The sequence below is a fragment of the Microcoleus sp. Pol12B5 genome, from assembly GCF_036701335.1.
In the GTDB taxonomy this organism is placed as follows: domain Bacteria; phylum Cyanobacteriota; class Cyanobacteriia; order Cyanobacteriales; family Microcoleaceae; genus Microcoleus.
In genome coordinates this window covers 1-18,172 of the sequence record NZ_JAUBQQ010000026.1, presented here as the reverse complement: position 1 = coordinate 18,172, position 18,172 = coordinate 1, and the positions used below count along the sequence as shown (strand labels likewise).

Annotated in this window: 12 protein-coding genes; 8 read left to right on the top strand and 4 right to left on the bottom strand. The window is 45.9% G+C overall.

From position 1 onward, the window contains the following. Both QUA24_RS13920 and QUA24_RS13915 read left to right on the top strand, forming a co-directional pair. On the top strand, positions 1-408 hold a 408-nt coding region (locus QUA24_RS13920), incomplete at its 5' end, for a phosphotransferase (protein WP_333230401.1). Between the two features lie 9 nt (positions 409-417). After that, the gene (locus QUA24_RS13915; RefSeq protein WP_333230400.1) at positions 418-1,428 is read left to right on the top strand and encodes an ABC transporter permease; all 1,011 of its coding nucleotides are present in this window, start codon (positions 418-420) and stop codon (positions 1,426-1,428) included. 11 nt (positions 1,429-1,439) lie between these two features. Here the strand turns inward: QUA24_RS13915 and QUA24_RS13910 are convergent, their stop codons facing one another. Continuing rightward, a complete protein-coding gene (locus QUA24_RS13910) occupies positions 1,440-1,850 on the bottom strand; it encodes a hypothetical protein (protein ID WP_333230399.1) in 411 nt (136 codons plus the stop codon). Positions 1,851-1,930: 80 nt separating this feature from the next. After that, a complete protein-coding gene (locus QUA24_RS13905; RefSeq protein ID WP_333230398.1) occupies positions 1,931-2,116 on the bottom strand; it encodes a hypothetical protein in 186 nt (61 codons plus the stop codon). 252 nt (positions 2,117-2,368) lie between these two features. Here QUA24_RS13905 and QUA24_RS13900 point away from each other — a divergent pair, with 252 nt between their 5' ends. From QUA24_RS13900 to QUA24_RS13880, 5 genes are all read left to right on the top strand, one after another. Continuing rightward, positions 2,369-4,237 carry an efflux RND transporter periplasmic adaptor subunit gene (locus tag QUA24_RS13900; protein ID WP_333230397.1) on the top strand — a complete coding sequence of 623 codons (1,869 nt, stop codon included), beginning with the start codon at positions 2,369-2,371 and terminating at the stop codon, positions 4,235-4,237. A gap of 149 nt (positions 4,238-4,386) precedes the next feature. After that, positions 4,387-5,604, top strand: a complete 1,218-nt coding sequence (locus QUA24_RS13895; RefSeq protein ID WP_333230396.1) for an ABC transporter permease — start codon at positions 4,387-4,389, stop codon at positions 5,602-5,604. 124 nt (positions 5,605-5,728) lie between these two features. Beyond that, positions 5,729-6,949: an ABC transporter permease gene (locus QUA24_RS13890; RefSeq protein WP_333230395.1), complete on the top strand. Its 1,221-nt coding sequence runs from the start codon at positions 5,729-5,731 to the stop codon at positions 6,947-6,949. Between the two features lie 319 nt (positions 6,950-7,268). Beyond that, positions 7,269-8,996: a chemotaxis protein CheB gene (locus QUA24_RS13885; RefSeq protein WP_333230394.1), complete on the top strand. Its 1,728-nt coding sequence runs from the start codon at positions 7,269-7,271 to the stop codon at positions 8,994-8,996. A gap of 809 nt (positions 8,997-9,805) precedes the next feature. After that, complete coding sequence (locus tag QUA24_RS13880; protein WP_333230393.1) at positions 9,806-12,013, top strand: S8 family serine peptidase; 2,208 nt, start codon at positions 9,806-9,808, stop codon at positions 12,011-12,013. Between the two features lie 198 nt (positions 12,014-12,211). Here QUA24_RS13880 and QUA24_RS13875 read toward each other — a convergent pair whose 3' ends face one another. Then, complete coding sequence (locus QUA24_RS13875; RefSeq protein ID WP_333230392.1) at positions 12,212-15,274, bottom strand: glycerol-3-phosphate acyltransferase; 3,063 nt, start codon at positions 15,272-15,274, stop codon at positions 12,212-12,214. 211 nt (positions 15,275-15,485) lie between these two features. Between QUA24_RS13875 and psb35 the strand changes: the two genes are divergently transcribed. Next, entirely contained in the window at positions 15,486-15,698 is a 213-nt protein-coding gene (gene psb35 / locus QUA24_RS13870) for a photosystem II assembly protein Psb35 (RefSeq protein ID WP_333230428.1), read from the top strand. A 406-nt stretch (positions 15,699-16,104) separates the two neighbouring features. Here psb35 and QUA24_RS13865 read toward each other — a convergent pair whose 3' ends face one another. Beyond that, entirely contained in the window at positions 16,105-17,844 is a 1,740-nt protein-coding gene (locus QUA24_RS13865) for a SpoIIE family protein phosphatase (RefSeq protein ID WP_333230391.1), read from the bottom strand. Positions 17,845-18,172: the final 328 nt, after the last annotated feature.

Here is an 18,172-nt window from a genome sequence, read left to right as displayed (position 1 = left end):
CGCATGATTGTGAATGGACAGGCCCAAATGGCGTTAAATTTGTCAGCAGAGGCATATCAGCAGCTTCAACTGCGGTATCACCTGGCAGCAATGGCAGCGCGACACTATCTCCAGGCTGGTTTTACGGTCGTTTATCAAGATATAATCATTGGTTCGGCACTGGCTGAGGTACTTGCCACTTTCGACGATGTGCCGTTGTCCGCGATCGTTCTGTGCCCGAAGGCAGAAGTTGTAGCTGCACGGGATGCAGCAAGAACGAAAACCGGATATGCCAACGAAACAATGGTTTATGCATTCGATCGCATTCTCCGTACCGAAACTCCTCGCCTTGGCTACTGGCTGGATTCAACCAATCTAACGGTAGAAGAAACGGTTGATCGGATTTTGGCAAATTTGCAAGGTGAATGAACTCAACTGATGTTTCAATATATTGTTAAACGTTTGCTGGGACTCTTGCCAGTCCTTTTCGGAATCACTCTGCTAGTATTTATATTTTTGCATTTGATACCGGGAGACCCAGCTACAGTGCTTTTGGGAGAACGTGGAACTCCCGAACAAGTGGAAATTTTGAGAGCAAGGTTGGGTCTGAATCAGCCTTTGCCTTTGCAATATTTTGCTTTTTTATGGAGTTTGATCTGCTTCGATTTGGGAAATAGTATTATTAGCGGTATTCCCATAATTGATGAAATTACAAGTCGCTGGCCTGCTACTTTTGAACTGTCTGTGGTGGCGATGTTGGTGGCACTGGTTATCGGAATTCCGGCGGGAATTGTGGCGGCGGTTCGGAAAAATAGCTGGCTGGACAATCTCGCGATGAGCGGTTCGTTAATTGGCGTATCTTTGCCGGTGTATTGGTTGGGATTGATTTTGATTTATTTGTTTGCTGTTTATCTGAAATGGCTGCCTCCTAGCGGGCGCATTAGTGTAGATTTGGGGTTTGGTTTTAAGTCGATTACGGGTATTTATGTTTTGGATGGGTTGCTGAGATGGGATGTGGCGGCTTTGCGGGATGCGATCGCCCATTTAATCCTGCCAGCTTTGACTTTAGGAACTATTCCCCTGGCGATTATAGCTCGCATCACTCGTTCTGCAATGCTGGAAGTGCTTTCTCAAGATTACATCCGCACTGCGAGGGCGAAAGGATTACCGGAATATTGGGTGATTTTGAAACACGCTTTGAAAAATGCCTTTTTGCCGATCGTCACAACTATCGGTTTGCAGTTCGGCACTCTTTTAGGCGGCGCTATTCTGACTGAAACGATTTTTTCCTGGCCGGGAATTGGTTCTTGGATTTATAGTGGTATTCTGACACGGGATTACCCAATAGTCCAAGGAGGAGTAATTTTTGTGGCTGTAACTTTTGTACTGATTAATCTGGCGGTTGATATTTCCTATGCTTTTTTAGATCCCAGAATTCAGTACCGTTAATTAAAAGGAAATCAAACACGAAATGCTTGTTTAACATCCGGCCGCAGCAGGTAGTAAATGCTAGCTACTGCAAAACCCAGAGTTAAAAAATTGACTGCTGTACCGCCGCTGCCCAACATTTTGGCAATTTGCGCGGTGGTGGCGATGATATGGACAATTAATGTTCCAGTCCAAGCCCAATTTTTGAGTTGAAACAAACCCCAAGTTAAGAGTAAGGAGAGGAGGCCTAAAATAAAACTGATTCCCGCAAAAATTGCAATGAAGCCGCCGATTACAGTGCCAACTTTCGCCCCGCCGACAGCCGCACCGATACCGCCAAAAATGCCAGCAAAAAGTAAGATGAACAAGCCGTCAAGCAGGCTGAATACGCCACTAATTAGCTGCAAGATTGCCAGAACTGTAACGCTTTGAGGACGATTCATTATTTTGATTTTCCATTTTTAAGGGGATTTGGAAAATATTTTAACCTGTTGTGGACACCGGGCGGATATGTATTCAGGACTTACGCACCGCTACCCGTGAAACCGGGTTTATGAGAATAAGTGTGTCCATACTGTGCCGTTGCGAGATTCGCACTGGCAGATCGCGCTGCGATCGCTAACACGAGTCCGCAATGACCTACTGTAGTCGATCGCCCGCTGCCAGATCCGCCTTTGTTGCTGCTGAGGATCGCGCTTCTCGATCCCAAAAATGATATTTTTTATTAAAATATATTTTTATTTGCCAGCAGCCAGGAGCGATTTTGTTTAGATCCACCTCTTTTGGCTGAAAAAACTTAACATTTTTTAATAACTTGCAAAGATTAGCTATAATTGTTTACAGGTGCTGGTTGGGGAACTTTTTATAAATCACCCGATCGGATGAGTCTGAAAGACGATGCCAAGCATCAGCAAAAATTTTACCTTTAAGGTAATCCTGAGATTAAATTAGGTGAGTCGGTATGATCGTTAGCCCTAAAAAGGAAACTGCTCAGGTCAAGGTGGAAGATACTCAGACTGTAGACACCAAGGCCGCAGAGACCAAAATTGCAGATAAAAAAACCGCCCAAAAGCAGTCTCCGAAGAAACCCGCGCGCAAACCGCAGCGGTGGGCGATTGGGTTGGTTGCAGCCGGGTTGCTAGCTGTACCGACCACAATATATATAGCAAAAAGTCGATCGCAGCCGAAAGTAGATGCGATCGCCACTATGACAGTGCCGGTGGAAGCGCAAAACCTCACGGTGCGGATCACCTCCAGCGGGACGGTGCAGCCCGTACAGCGCGTGAATCTCAGCCCTAAAGGCTCCGGCCGGATCGCAGAATTATTTGTCGAACAGGGTGATAAAGTCGAAGCAGGACAAATCGTGGCGCGTATGGAAAGCCGCGATGTAGAAGCTCAACTAGCTCAAGCTAAAGCCCGGGAAGCCAGCGTGCGAGCAAAACTTGCCAAAATTGAAGCCGGGAATCGATCGGAAGACATCGCCAGCGCCCGAGCGCGCTTAGAGCAAGCCGAGGCCAGTCTCGCGCAAGTCCAAGCCGGCAGCCGCGTTGAAGAAGTGGCAGGAGCCAGAGCTCGCTTGCAGCAAACTCAAGCAGGGTTGCAGCGACTGCGAGCCGGCAGCCGCGTAGAAGAAGTCAGCCAAGGGCGAGCTCGTTTAGCCCAAGCTCAAGCTCGTTTAGCAGATGCTCAAACCGGCAGTGTAAAACAAGAAATTGCCCAAGCACAAACGCAAATTGACTCGAGTAAAGCCCAAGCCGAACTAACAGCTCAACGGGTGGAACGCAATCGACCTTTAGTTGAAGAAGGTGCTCTGGCTAAAGATAAACTTGATGAATTAATTAAAGAAAATCGTACTGCTCAAGCTAAATTAATAGAATCTCAAAAACGCCTGCAACAACTGCAAGAAAGTCGGGAGTCCCAAATTCAGCAACTGCAAGCTGCTGTGCAAGTCGAGCAGCAAGCATTGAATCAATTGCAAAACGGCACGCGATCGGAAGAAATTGCCAGAGCTGAAGCAGAAGTTGCCGAAGCTAGAAGCAAATTAGCGCAGCTAGAAAACGGCAACCGTCCAGAAGAAATCGCCAAAGCCGAAGCAGCAGTTGCTGAAGCCAAAAGTCAATTGAACGCACAAGAAAACGGTTCTCGCCCCGAAGAAATAGCTCAAGCTAAAGCTGAATTAGAGGAAGCTCAAGCTCAAGTTCGCTTTCAAGAAGTGCAGTTAGAAGATACGAAAGTTCGCGCTCCTTTTGCGGGAATTATTACCCAAAGATACGCCATCCAAGGAGCTTTTGTAACTCCCGCAACTTCCGCCTCGGAAGCTACTTCGGCAACTTCGACATCGATTGTCGCTTTAGCTAGAGATGTGGAAGTTTTGGCGAAAGTCCCGGAGGCTGATATCAGTCAAATTAAACCGGGGCAAGAAGTTGAAATAGTCGCCGATGCTTATCCAGATAAAGTGTTTAAAGGTCGCGTTAAGTTAATTGCACCTGAAGCAGTTAAGGAACGGGATGTGACGCTATTTCAAGTGCGAGTTGCCATTGATACCGGCAAAGACTCGCTGCAATCAGGGATGAATGTAGATTTGAGATTTGTCGGTCAAAAGCTGAGCAATGCTTTAGTTGTGCCGACGGTAGCAATTGTGACTAATAAAGGTCAAACGGGTGTGCTAGTTCCCGATGAGAAACAGCAGCCGAAGTTTAAGCCTGTTACGGTTGGCTCGACTATTGGTAACAAGATTCAGATTTTAGAGGGTGCAAAAGCGGGCGATCGCGTTTTTACGGAACTTCCTCAAGGTAAAAAATTAGAGGATATTATCAAGAATCAGAAATAGGGCATGGGGCCGAGGGCCGAGGGCATTACGAATTGTGAATGGCAAATTGGTTGTTTGTTATTTGTTATTTCATGATTGCTCCTTTTTCCCTCTTCCCTCTTCCCTCTTCCCTCTTCCTTCTTCCCTCTTCCTTCTTCCTTCTAAAAATTATGGATATTGTTGAAAGCGTCAAAATGGCCGTCACAACTTTGATGGCAAACAAGCTTCGCAGCACCTTGACGATGTTAGGAATTATCATAGGCAATGCTTCTGTCATTTCGATGATCGGTATCGGAGAAGGAGCTCAAACATTTATCGAAGGACAGGTTAACTCTCTGGGTTCAAACTTGCTATTTATTATTCCCGGAAGTCCTGAAGCGCAAAGCCGCCCGGTGATTCCACCTCAGACTTTAGTAGTGGAAGATGCAGAGGCGATCGCATCTCAAGTTCCTTCTGTCCAAGAAGTCGCACCAACTCTCAATGACAGTCAACTGGTTACCTACCGCAACAAAAATGTCTCATCTTCCATTGTCGGAACTACCCCAGAATTTCTGACAGTCAGAAGCTTTGATGTTGGTCAAGGTCGATTTTTAAACAAATTAGATTTAGAAAGACAAGAAAATGTGGTTGCTTTAGGATCGGAAGCTGCCGAACAATTGTTTGGCAATACACAGCCAATTGGTCAATACATTCGCATTAAAAACTCGAGTTTTCAAGTGATTGGTATCATGCAGGCTAAAGGCTCAAGTTTTGGAGACAATCAAGATATGAATGTTTATTTGCCGCTGACAACAATGGCAAATAGAATTGTTGGTCGATCGTCTCCCTACGGTACAAAAGTAACATTTATTTCTGTTGCTATCAAAGATGAAACTATGATGCAAGCAGCCCAATTTCAAATAGAAAACTTGCTCAGGTTGCGGCACAAAATTACTAAAGAAGACGATTTTACTGTTCGTAACCAGAAAGATTTAATGAATACTTTGGGCAGTATTACTGGTGCTTTGACGTTGATGTTAGCTTTCGTGGCGGCAATCTCGCTGTTTGTAGGCGGCATCGGGATTATGAATATCATGCTGGTTTCTGTTACCGAACGCACCAAAGAAATTGGATTGAGAAAGGCGATCGGGGCATCTCAGCAAGATATCCTGATTCAATTTATGATCGAGTCTGTGATTTTGTCAGCAGCAGGCGGGGCGATCGGCACTGGATTCGGTATCGGTGGCGTGCTTGTAGTCGCTGCTTTTACTCCCCTGCAAGCTAGTGTTTCCCCAATGGCGATCGCACTTGCAGTCGGTGTTTCCGGCAGCATCGGCTTATTTTTTGGCATCGTACCTGCAAAACAAGCTGCTAAATTAGACCCGATTGTGGCATTGAGAAGTGCTTAATTAGTTTGTTGACTGTTGACTGTTTGCTGTTGACGGTTGACTGTTGACTGTTTGCTGTTGACGGTTGACGGTTGACTGTTTGCTGTTATAAAAATAACTCATAATTAATAACTCATAACAAAGTATGAATTTCATTGAAAGCGTCAAAATGGCCGGTCAAACACTACTAGCCAACAAAACTCGCAGCAGTTTAACAATGATTGGCATGATTGTCGGCAACGCTTCAGTAATTGCCATGATTGGAATTGGAGAAGGAGCTCAAAAATTTGTAGCAGGACAAGTTCAATCCCTGGGTACAAACGTATTAATCGTCAGGCCGGGAGTACCGAACGCTAGGCGAAGTACCATCTCAAGTGCGCCTCAGACTCTCGTACTGCCAGACGCAAAGGCGATCGCAACTCAAGTCCCATCCGTTCAAGGCGTGTCAGCAGAACTTAACAGTTCAGAGATTGTTCGCTACAGCAACAAAAATGTTTCGGCTCTAATTTTTGGCACGATTCCCGAATTTCTAGAAGTCAGAAGCTTTGAAATGGCAAAAGGGCGGTTTTTGACCGAACTCGATGTTAAGCAAAGTAACCAAGTTGTGGTTCTAGGCTCAGAATTAGCGGAGAAACTTTTTGGCAATACAAATCCCTTGGGCGAACAGGTGCGTATCCAAAATGTCAGCCTCAAAGTAATTGGAGTATTGGCGCCCAAAGGCACATCTTTTGGTACGAATTTTGATAATTCCGCCGCTGTGCCGCTCGCCACAATGGCCAATCGCATAGTCGGGGGCAAATCTCCCTATGGTTTAGCTGTCACGTCGATATTTATTTCGATTAAAGATGAATTGCAAATGGACGCGGCGCAATTTCAGGTGGAAAACTTGCTGAGATTGCGGCACAAAATTACTACCGAAGATGACTTTACTGTCAGAAATCAGAAGGATTTAATGGCAAGAATGGGGGCAATTTCCGGCGCTTTGACTCTGATGTTAACTGCTGTTGCCAGCATTTCCCTATTAGTCGGTGGCATTGGGATTATGAACATTATGCTGGTGTCCGTCAGCGAACGCACTCAGGAAATCGGGCTCAGAAAGGCGATCGGCGCCTCCCACCAAGATATCTTATTTCAATTTATTGTCGAAGCTGTGATTTTATCTGCTGCCGGAGGGATAGTCGGTACTTGCGTAGGTGTTGGTGGTATCTTGCTTGTAGGTAATTTCACTCCATTGCAAGCTGGAATATCACCCGTGGCGATCGCCCTTGCGGTCAGTGTATCCGGTGCAGTTGGTCTCTTCTTCGGCGTTGTCCCCGCCCGCCAAGCCGCCAAACTCGACCCGATCGCAGCTTTGAGAAGTGCTTAATCAACATATACTTATTTAGTTACACAATCCGCACCTTTTATGCTGGTAAAAATTATCTTGCTCTAAAGATAAAAAAACCGTTTTTTTATAAAGAATTAACAACGTTGCAGTATCTAATGCAGTTTTAATATCTGTATTTTTACGCAAATTCAAAGCGCCCAACTTCATAAAAAGCCCGTTAAATATTAAATAAAGCTTGGTTGTGGCGTTTACTTATCAACCAGAAAGTTTAATATTATTAAATCAGGGGTAAACACACCTAAGCATCTACAGACGGTACTAACCTTTGGGCTTTAATCAAAATATCCAATAAAGAAACATGGCATCCCTCACCCCTAGTCCTAAATTTGACTATCTTGAAGGAACCACCCAACCAGACAGATTTAACGGATTGGATGGCAACGACATAATTTATGCCAACAGCGGAGACGATTATCTAGAAGGCGATGTAGGCAAAGACAAAATCTGCGGCGACCAAGGTAACGATACGATTCTTGGTGGTGCAGACAATGACATCCTCTGGGGAGGCAAAGGCAGCGACCTAATTGGTGGCGATTCCGGCAACGATCTCATCTACGCAGGCGTAGGTAGCGATACCATCAGCGGTGGCACAGGCGATGATATATTTGCCATTGCTAAAGGCAGTGGCGGCCCAACTGTAGCTGTCGCCGACTACATCGCCGACTTCGCCAACGGCAATGACAAAATTCGATTGCTAGACGGCCTCAGCTTTGAAGATTTAAACATCCAGCAAGGCACCGGCGCCAACAGCAACAGCACTATAATTCAAGACAAACTCACGGGCGAGTATTTAGTAGTATTGGCGGGAGTCAACAGCAACACAATCAACCGCGACCAATTCACAAGTCAGCTATCGGGAAACCCTGTCATTGAGTGGAACGGAGTCATGCTGAATGCAGTGCGGACAGGCAACACCGCGCCTCCCCTCGCCTCCCGCAACATGGCAATGGTTCACGCAGCCATTCACGATGCTGTTAACTCGATCAGCAAAAAATACAGCCATTACCAGGTCAACATAGATGCACCAGCAGGCACATCAGCAGAAGCCGCCACAGCAGCCGCAGCCCACCGCACCCTAGTCAGCCTCTACCCAGCGCAAGCAGCCACATTCAACGAAGTATACGCATCGTCTTTAGCTAAAATTACCGATGGCAAAGCTAAAGAAGACGGGATTGCCCTCGGACAGCAAGTTGCTGAGCAAATTATCAGTTCGCGGAGTACAGACGGCATCACGCAAGTAGTGCAGTACACCCCCAAAACCGACCCCGGTAGTTGGGTGCCGACTCCCCCTGCCCTTGCCGCCGCGCTGGCGCCACAGTGGGGAGAAGTTACTCCCTTTGCCATGACTAGCGGTTCTCAGTTCCGCCCGGCAGGCCCGCCCGCCCTTGACAGCGCCAAGTACGCAGAGGAAGTGAACTACGTCAAAGAAATCGGTAAAAGTGACAGCCTCACCCGCACCCCAGACCAAACTGCGATCGCCAAATTCTGGGCTAACGGCGCTGGGACGTTTACGCCTCCGGGCCACTGGAATCAAATCGCCGAAGAAACAGCAACTCTCACCGCCACATCCCTGGAAGATAGCGCCCGCTTGTTTGCCATGCTGAATATTGCTCTCGCCGATGCAGCTATTAGTTGCTGGGATACCAAGTATGAGTACAACTTGTGGCGGCCGGTGACAGCTATTCGCCAAGCAGACACAGACAACAATCCCAACACGACAGCCGACCCCCTATGGACTCCGCTGATAACTACTCCGCCGTTCCCTGAGTACACGTCTGGTCACAGTACCTTTAGCGGTGCAGCCGATGCCGTTATGAGTTCTATATTTGGTTCGGATTACGGCTTTGCCGATCGGGGAGATCAATCTGTCAACAGTTTGCGAACCTACCAGAACTTCAGCGAAGCGGCCGACGAATCGGGCATGAGTCGCATTTACGGAGGCATCCATTTCATGAGTGCTAACGTAAATGGCTTGAGTGCGGGTAGAAATGTGGGGAACTATGTTGTCCAGAATTTCTTAGTGTAGGAAAGTAGCAGTTCCCGATAGTTTTGTAGTGAGGACTGAAGTCCTCACTCTAGTTTTTACTTTTTCATAAAAAAACTCCTTACTACCCTCGCAACGTTGCTAATTTTATGGTGAATTTAGTAGCAAGTCTAATTGCGTATACATACCAGGATCAAAAGCTATCTATGTATGACATAGAGGCTCCTATTTACACTTTTAATTAATTCGGATTTCCGCCGTCGAACTCACCTTCAGAAACCCTCTATATTGACCGTTGCACTCGTCCGCTTCGAACTTGCGTTATATAGAGTTTTTTAGGGCAATTACCCGTCGTTAAACCCACATTATGCAGTTCTTAACATAGTCAAAAATATGTTGACGATCAAACATCATTCTAGAAATTTAATTCCAACATATTCTCGATAATTAATGACTATCGAGCAACCAGAAACACTCCTTAATAAAAACTCATTTTTCTACATATCAGCGTTCGGTTTGTAGAAAAAGAATTACAGCCATCTCTTACCAATAAATCCCCAATTAATGTTAAGACCTGCGGAATGTGGGGTTAAACTTATATCTTGCACCATTCTCAATTAGCCTTTTAGGAACAGGCAAGATGCCTGTTTTACAAGAAAATCTACTCTTTCTGGAACGGGCATCTTGCCTGTTCTTGAGAATGGTGCAAGATGTGGGGTTAAACCTATCCATAGGATTGTTGCCTGAGTCCTAAGAATTTTCTTTGAGTATTATTAAAAAACTTTGCGATTTCATGGTTGAAACTTTTTCCATAGATAAGATATACCTATTGAGCTGACCAGGAGCATCTGATGATGAGTAGTTCCAGCAGTGACGGTAATTTTTTAGATCTAACTCCCAATTCTGATTCCTTCAGGCTAACCCCAGGACTTTTAAATCCCATCAGCGGAGGACTGCGGGCTTTACAAGGTAATCATACTGTGATTGGTTCGGTATCTCCAGAATCGAGCGATGGCGGTGGCGGTCAGAATTTCCTGTTAGGAGGTAGCGGTAACGATTCTCTATTGGGCGGGAACTTTGATGACTTCATCTCTGGCAACTTTGGGAACAATACCCTCGTTGGAGGTCAAGGAACAGACTCGCTGCACGGTAGTCAAGGCAGCGACATACTTACAGGTTCTGATGACCAAGATAGTTCGGTTAGCAATGTGGGTGGAGACACGCTAATTGGTGGTAGTGGCAATGACTCTTTTGTACCCCAAACCGAACGAAAAGCAGCAGTAGGATTAACAGACCTGGGTACTCTGAAAAATTCAATTAGGCTGAATGGCTTCGTAGGTGAAAACAACTTCCAAGATATTTACACTTTCACCACTGACACACCCAGTAGTATCACATTAGAACTCAATGGTTTAAGTGCGGACGCTGATTTACGGTTTGCGAGGGATGCTAATCAAGATGGTAGCCTGAGTCCAGAGGAAATCTATGACTCCCAGAATTTGGGAATTGAGCCAGAAGTAATGATAAGTCGGTTTTCTTTACCAAGTACATACTCTGTCTTAGTTCGACAAGGTGTACGGGGAGCTAACACCAGCTACAACCTGAATATAACTTTCAAGCCAATTCAGGTTTTGCTGAATCAAGTTACTTTTCTTGGTACATTCAGCAGCGGAGTCAAGGGTTCGGGGGATGGCTTTGTTGATGAGAACCAACCTGCGAAACTCTACAAATTTGATCTCCCACAGCCCAGCAACCTTCAAGTCAACTTGCGGGGAATGTGGACAGGTACAGATGCGGATTTAATGCTGTTTCAAGATGTCAACAATAACAACAAGGTTGATTTTGGTGAAATTCTTGGCGTTCCTCAACAGCAAGGCAACAATTCAGAGGAAATTTTCTTTAGGGGTTTATCAGCAGGTACTTATTATCTCGGCGTCAACCCTTTTGTAGGCAGCACACCCTACAACCTCAGCATCTTAGCTGCACCGGCAACAGATAAGTTCAACAGCTTGTTTGGCTACGGACTGGTGGATGCAGCAGCGGCAGTTGCGGCTGCCACTGGTAAACCGCAGTTGGATGCTGCTAACCCGCTCACCAGTGCTGCTAAATTGAATAACATAGGAGACTTAAACCTCCTCAATGCTGCCCCAGCCTGGAAAGCAGGATACACGGGTAAAGGTGTGGTGGTTGCGGTACTGGATAGTGGCGTTGACTTGAGTCATCTCGATTTACAGAGCAATATCTGGCGGAATCCTAAAGAAATTCCGGGGAATGGTATTGATGACGATCTCAACGAAAAAACTGATGATGTAAATGGGTGGGATTTTGTAGATGGCGATGCTACTGTCTCCCCAGATTCAAACGATCAGCTTGGGTTTCACGGAACTCACGTAGCAGGAATCATTGGGGCTAAAAGAAATGGAATTGACATCAATTCTCCCAATCCTACACTGGAAATGAATGGGGTCGCTTATGATTCTCAGATTATGCCGATTAGGGTCGGAAGTGTTGGAGGTGATGTATCTGTTCCAAATCTTATTGACGGCATTCGCTATGCGGTAAACAATGGCGCAGATGTGATTAATATGAGTTTAGGCGGAGCAAAGTTCCTCGATCCAAATCTACGGAAAGCCTTAGAAGATGCTAAGGAAAAAGGAGTTTTTGTGGTGATGTCAGCGGGAAATGACAGGGACAAATTCAACCCTAGCGAACCAAATTTTCCAGCATTTTATGCTTTCGATAATTTGGGAATAGCTGTCGGAGCAGTAACAAGTTTTCCAGGCAAACAGGTAACAGTTTTTTCCAATCCTGCTGGTTCGATACCAACAAATTTCGTGGTTGCTCCCGGCCGTGAAGTCTTATCTACAATTCCAATTACGCCGGGAAACGTAGGTTATGGCTTCCTGCCGGGAACGTCTATGGCTGCTCCCTATGTTGCAGGTGTAGTTGCTCTAATGCTTCAGGCGAATCCAAACCTAACTCCTGACGAAATTTTGGAATTTCTGACTAGAACAGCAAAACCTGAAGGAATTACCCCGGAAGTTCGTGAGACTAATTAACAACTACTGGGTAATTTCTTGAACCCCGGTTTCTCCAAGAAACTGGGGTTTTGAAGATGTACATTATTTTTATGCAACTACTTACACTTTAGTTAAAGTTGAGTGACAAATGCCGATCGCACTTTGAGTTTACCAGGGCGATCGCCTGACGGTCAAACTCACGTTACTACAAACAAGTTTTTACACTGTTCTTCCGGTTTATTCGAGCAATTCTACAGTGCCGAGATACCCATCTACTCGGACTTTTTGACCGTCTCGCAAGCGAGTTGTAGCTTCAGAAATATTCATGACTGCGGGAATTTTGTACTCGCGAGCGATTATTGCTCCGTGAGATAGTTGGCCACCAACTTCGGCGATAATTGCTGTTGCTCCTAATAGCAGCGGTGCCCACCCTGCATCGGTGTAGGGGACTACTGCGATCGCATTTTCTCCTAAATCTGTGCTCGCGGTGCGGCAAATCTTGACAAAGCCTTCGACACGGCCAATACTCGCCGGAATTCCCTGGAGGATATTAGTTACCGATGTTGCGGAGTCGATCGCCCTTTTCTGAGAATTTGGCAGCAAATTGCCGTAGACTACAGGGGGAATCGGGCGATCGCGATCGGCTACCAGGCGATCGCGCCTTTCCCTAATTGTATCCTGAAATGAAACACTCGCACCACTACGAATCCACTGCTGAATTTCCCCAAATTCCAGATAAAAAATATCCCCGCTTTTCTGAAACACCTGCATTGCCAATCCGCAAGCTTCCATCTCCAAAAAAGTCCAGCGCAGGTGAGCCAACAACCGCGCGTAAATTTCGCTAATTTGGTTTTTAACAAGAGTTCTTTCTTGACATTTATTTAATCGCAACTTCTGCGAAAAACTCAATTCTATTTCACGTTTTTCAACTAAATTAGTTTCGGCTTTTTGAGCCATAGTTATTAGCAACTTTTGATAAATTTCCGGTTGTTCTCGCCAAGTAGGAACAGAGATATCCGTTCCCACCTCGCTCAAATATCCGTAAATATCAAGCCACTTTTCAAAATCTGCTTGTAAAGCCGGAGTTTCCGCAAATGTCTGTGCTAAATCTGCGACTGAAATAGTTTTGTCAGGTTGCGAAAAAGCAGCTTGCCGCAATTTCTGAGCCAACTGCTGTAAAGATCGCACCGAAGCAATTTCAGGAGCACTGTCATTAGCCAGCCAGTCATCATTAACGCGAAAAATGGCCTTGCGAATAGCCAGCCCTATCGGCCCTAATATATTGTAGTAAGTAATCGGTTTCAGCCACTCCTGAATTTGCTCCGATCTGTCTAACAATTCCAACAAATATTGATAATTGGGCATTGGGAATTGGGCATTGGGCATTAATATTTCTTCTTCCCTCTTCCCTCTTCCCTCTTCCTTCTTCCCTCTTCCTTCTTCCTTCTTCCCTCTTCCGACGGACATCGGACTGACATCCGTTACATCCGTTACAGAATTCGCTGCCGAACTTCCCTCTTCCTTCTCCAGACTTTGCAGTACCGGGAGGAAAATAGAACTACGATCACCCTTAAATTCTGCATTGAGCGCCCTCTCCCGCTGCACCAGACGCCACAAACCAGGCAAATTTGGCAAAATCTTCCCCAAAGGCGGCTTGCCCATCTTTTGCCCTCTGAGCAAAAATTCCAAACCCTGCTCCGGCAATCCCATCATCCGAAAAATTTCGCCCAACAAAGTCGCATTAAAATAGGCGTGAGAACCTAGCAAAGTTGCCGTTTCATTAAAGTTTAAGCCGATCGCGCGATCGCCCAAAACCACCTTGAATATTTCTCCCCAAACGCCGCAAGTGAGCGGCCGATTAATCGACCAAGTTAACGGGCGAATTGCACCGGGAATCACTTCCGCTGCAATAGTGCGTGTCCAAAACGGCTGCAAATTAGTAATTGGGCGACTTTGCAAAATCCAAACTTTTTCCCCGTCCCAACTCCACTCAATATCCTGCGGTATTCCGTGAAAAAATGCTTCAATCGCTTGGGCTTGTTTCACCAATTCTGCTAAAATCGATTGAGCAATAATTGAATTACTTTGAAGTTCAGTTAATTGGTTTTCTAATAATTCAGGTTGACTAAAATCAATTTCTAAATGAACCGGAGTACATTGTCCGCCGACAACAGCTTCGGCTCCTCCCGGTAAAGCTTCTATAATTACCTGGGAACCACCATCTAAAGGATTGCGGCTGAACATGACTCCCGCAAATTGGCTGTCAATATAAGGCTGGATCAATACAGCCATTTGGGTGTCGGGTAATTGTCGCTGTCGGCGGTAAGCCATAGCTTCGGAAGTCCAATAAGACTGGCGGCAGCAATTAATGCCGTCGAGCAATTCTGCTTCAGTGAAAACAGGGCCAATAGTTTGATATTGTCCAGCCGCTGAACTAATATCGCCGTCTTCTCCCGCAGCAGAAGAGCGCACAATCATTCGATTTTGGATTTTGGATTTTAGATTTTGGATTACAGAATTACTGATTAACAGTCGATCGGCATTTTCCTCATCTCTTCTTCCTTCTTCCTTTTTCCCTCTTCCTTCTTCCTTCGATGGCAATATAAAACCAGCAGGTACATTAAACCCGGCGCGTTTGAGTTGAGACAATTTAGCCGCTTTATCACCGCAGATTGCAGCATCTAAGGAGTCATCAAGAGAAAACAATTGCTCTGATTTAGATAAAGCCATATCATCACCCTGATTGAAATTTATTGCTGCTAACAACAAAGCTAATCCTGTTGCTGCTAAAAATTCGGGCATTGATTGTCCCCACACCCAAACCCAGATAGGAGTACACAGACACCCGCAACGGGAAGCAAAGAGTCTCGCCCGATCGCCCTCACCCCACCACCGCTGTGCAAAACCCCACACCAGCAGCCCCCAAATGCCCGATGATACAGCCACCGGCGGCGAAAATACCAAAAGACCCCAAACAGCGTTGGTCACGCCTCCACCTCTGGCGATCGCATATCTGCCCGCAACTAGAGGAATTAACAGGACGATCGCGATCGCAGGTGCATCCGGGAAGCAAAATCGCCCCGCCAAAACCGGCACAATACCCCTGGCAATTTCCACCAACACCGCAGCAATTCCCGCTAATTTCCCCCCGTGAAGGAAAGCAGCCGACACCCCCACATTCCCCGTACCCAGCGCCCTCAAATCTCGGCGGCTAAACACTCGCACCGCCCATCTCGTTAGCGGTAAAGCACCCAGGCTGAAACTCGCAGCCAACAGCAATGCTATTGTCCCCAACGGCATAAAATCTGCTCTCCTATTTTCAACCTCTAAACATTATGACGACAATTCTGTCAAATTTTCTGTCTTCCGATATATCAACCAGACGGCATTAGCACTTAAGATAATGTAAAAGTAGAGTAGATAAGGATTTAACCTAATGATGGATATCAGCTTGACCTCTCCAATAGCAGTTGTTGTTGCACCCATCAAGCAAGTAATGATTGAGCTGCTGATGCAGCAGCCCGTGCCGGAATCAAGTGTCAGCTTGACGACTCCAATACTAGTTCTTGTTGCTGGCTTTATTGCCGCAGTTACGATCGGCTCGATCGCCTGGTACAACTCCAAGCGCCCCCCCGGTTGGGAATCCAAAGAACGCCCTGATTTTGTACCGAAAGTTGATAAAGACGATTTGATTGCTGATGTTTCTGAGTCAAAGAAAAAATAGAATAAAGCTGTTTTAGCTTGGAAAAAGCTTTGAGAGGAATAGAAATTACCCTGGCCGAGCGATCCCGTAGGGTGCGCCTCGGCGCGCCTTACGCTATGTATAAAGGCTTTTAGTGAAGAGTTTTAATTGACCGAAAGCACTAATGTCAATAAATGGATCGATCCCTCATCCCACCAGCGAGCGCTTTCTTTACATTAATGCAATATATCATTAGATAGATTTAATCATAGAAATTGAGAAGTTGACTACAGCTTTTGAGTTCTCTTGAGATTCAGCCTCTTTTGGGGGGCTGCGTTTGAGAAATCTCATCACTATTTCGTAAATTTGACTGCTAAGGCGATCGCCCCGACGACTATTTTCCAGTTTAATGTCATAAATTTATTTTTTCAAGGTATTGGCGAGGGATCTAAAGCAATGCGGTGGCTGGAAGCTGTGACTTTTTTTCTACGCCTAATTCCGTCCGCTTCAAAACCAACAAAGTGATGTCATCAAATACTTTTTGATTGCCGATATGTCGCCGCACATCGTGAATCACCGCTTGCTTGATTTCTTGTGCCGACAGATGCCAGTTTTTGCTGATGACTTCACACATCGGCTCAACGCCATATTGTTTTTTCTTAATGTCTTTTGCTTCGGGAATACCATCGGTATATAGCACGATACCATCTCCTAGCTGTAGCTCAATTGAAATGTGGCTGATGAACTCAGCAATGTGATCGTCAAGGGCAATGGGAAAACCTAAATCCATCGTATCGATACGTTCAACCTGCCCACCGTTTCGCACAATAATTGTTTCTTCATGCTGACCGCTAATACTGACGAGTCCTTTGGAGTAATTTAAAATCCCTAGGGTGAGGCTTTTGTGAGATTTCATGCGCTGCACGTTTTTGTAAAGGGTGCGGTTGAGCGCATCTAAAAAGCGAACCGGATCAGTTTCGCCGATTTCCTTGAGGGTGCGAACGGCGGTTTGCGCCATCAGCATCAAGATACCGCTTTCAAGTCCATGTCCAGTGACATCCCCAATGCCCAGAGTGACCACGCCATAAGTGTTTAAGACATCATAGTAGTCGCCACCGACTTCATCGGCTGCCTCCATATATCCGGCAATATCGAGTCCGTCGATTTCCAATTCCTCAGCATTGGGCAGAATCATCTGCTGCATCTGACGCACGATATCCAATTCCGCACCCATGCGAAGATTGTCTTCCTTGAGCCTCTCGTTGAGGGTATCTAACTTTTGCGCGGACTCCGCCAGTTGCTCTATGGCTTGCTCGAGTCGATCGGATTGTACCACGATCGATTTATCAAAAACATCAAGCAACTGCCTCAAAGTCGCTACCTGGGATTTAAGCTGCGCTATATCCTGCTCAGTGTTTTTTGTGAATATTTGCTTAGAGGCTCTAGCAGATCCATCTTTTTTTTGGGCGAAAACAGATGCTCGATCGAAGGACAGCAGTGCTGTCTTTACGTTCAGCGCCAGAGTGCTGAACATCTGAACCGTGCTAATAGGAATCTGGACTTTCAAGAACAGGATAATTGCAAACATATTTCCTGAAGGTAATAGACCACCGAACCCCAATACAGACTTGATTCCGAACGGAATCACAAAGGAGTCCTGGGCGGGAATATAGGGGCTGCCAATCGCTTCAGGTACATAGAAGATGTTGTATTTCCTCTGCTCGATTTCTACCAAAAGATTCGGGTCAGGGTTGATAACTGTTTTTATATCTAAGCCAAGCTGTCTGATGAGTTGTGAGATCATCGGCATCTGAGCGACTACAGATTCGCTTGCCAGCGGAATAGCCTTATGTCCAACGGATGTGTGTCTTGAGTTCCATTCCGTTTGTTCTCCTACCGTTGCCAGTGGAATCATGCACTTCATGGTAGGCCAAGGGGAATAGTCGCCCAACACACTACGCGCATACTCGGCAACTTCGACTTCTAAGTCTTCATAAGCGTGAGTTTTGAACAAACGGACTAGAGCGCAGGATTTTTCACCAGTTGGCTTAGTACAGAAATTTTCGTAAAGATACCTAACAATTCTATTACTCGCCTCTTCCATACTTTTAACCCCCAAGCCGAACTGGCGTAGAGCCAACCCGCATTCCGCCATATCCCTTAAAGTGAATCTCGTCAAGTCGTACATCGGACTTCCTTATCGATTTAGAAATAACGGCAACTTAGAAATACAGTGCCACAATCCAGTAATTATGGTGCATTTCGGCAGGTACTCCCATCGCCGCCATGCCTGTATAAAGCAGGCTTCCCATGCCAGAACCCATGAGAATACCGGGGATTAACAAAGAGAACGTGTGTGTAAAACCTCGATGCAACCTGTAGAAGGCGATGCCAGATGCCATGACTGCCACAAGCCAAGAGACAATGATAAGTAGTTACACAGAATTAATTACACAAATACATAGTAGAATGATATTCCAGGCAAAATTATGAGTTAATTAGAATTTCATATGATG

Coding starts and splice junctions, on each gene's coding strand:
- QUA24_RS13915 (WP_333230400.1), top strand. CDS start 418: ATGTTTCAATATATTGTTAAACGTTTGCTGGGACTCTTGCCAGTCCTT.
- QUA24_RS13910 (WP_333230399.1), bottom strand. CDS start 1,850: ATGAATCGTCCTCAAAGCGTTACAGTTCTGGCAATCTTGCAGCTAATT.
- QUA24_RS13900 (WP_333230397.1), top strand. CDS start 2,369: ATGATCGTTAGCCCTAAAAAGGAAACTGCTCAGGTCAAGGTGGAAGAT.
- QUA24_RS13895 (WP_333230396.1), top strand. CDS start 4,387: ATGGATATTGTTGAAAGCGTCAAAATGGCCGTCACAACTTTGATGGCA.
- QUA24_RS13890 (WP_333230395.1), top strand. CDS start 5,729: ATGAATTTCATTGAAAGCGTCAAAATGGCCGGTCAAACACTACTAGCC.
- QUA24_RS13885 (WP_333230394.1), top strand. CDS start 7,269: ATGGCATCCCTCACCCCTAGTCCTAAATTTGACTATCTTGAAGGAACC.
- QUA24_RS13880 (WP_333230393.1), top strand. CDS start 9,806: ATGATGAGTAGTTCCAGCAGTGACGGTAATTTTTTAGATCTAACTCCC.
- QUA24_RS13875 (WP_333230392.1), bottom strand. CDS start 15,274: ATGCCGTTGGGGACAATAGCATTGCTGTTGGCTGCGAGTTTCAGCCTG.
- psb35 (WP_333230428.1), top strand. CDS start 15,486: ATGCAGCAGCCCGTGCCGGAATCAAGTGTCAGCTTGACGACTCCAATA.
- QUA24_RS13865 (WP_333230391.1), bottom strand. CDS start 17,844: ATGTACGACTTGACGAGATTCACTTTAAGGGATATGGCGGAATGCGGG.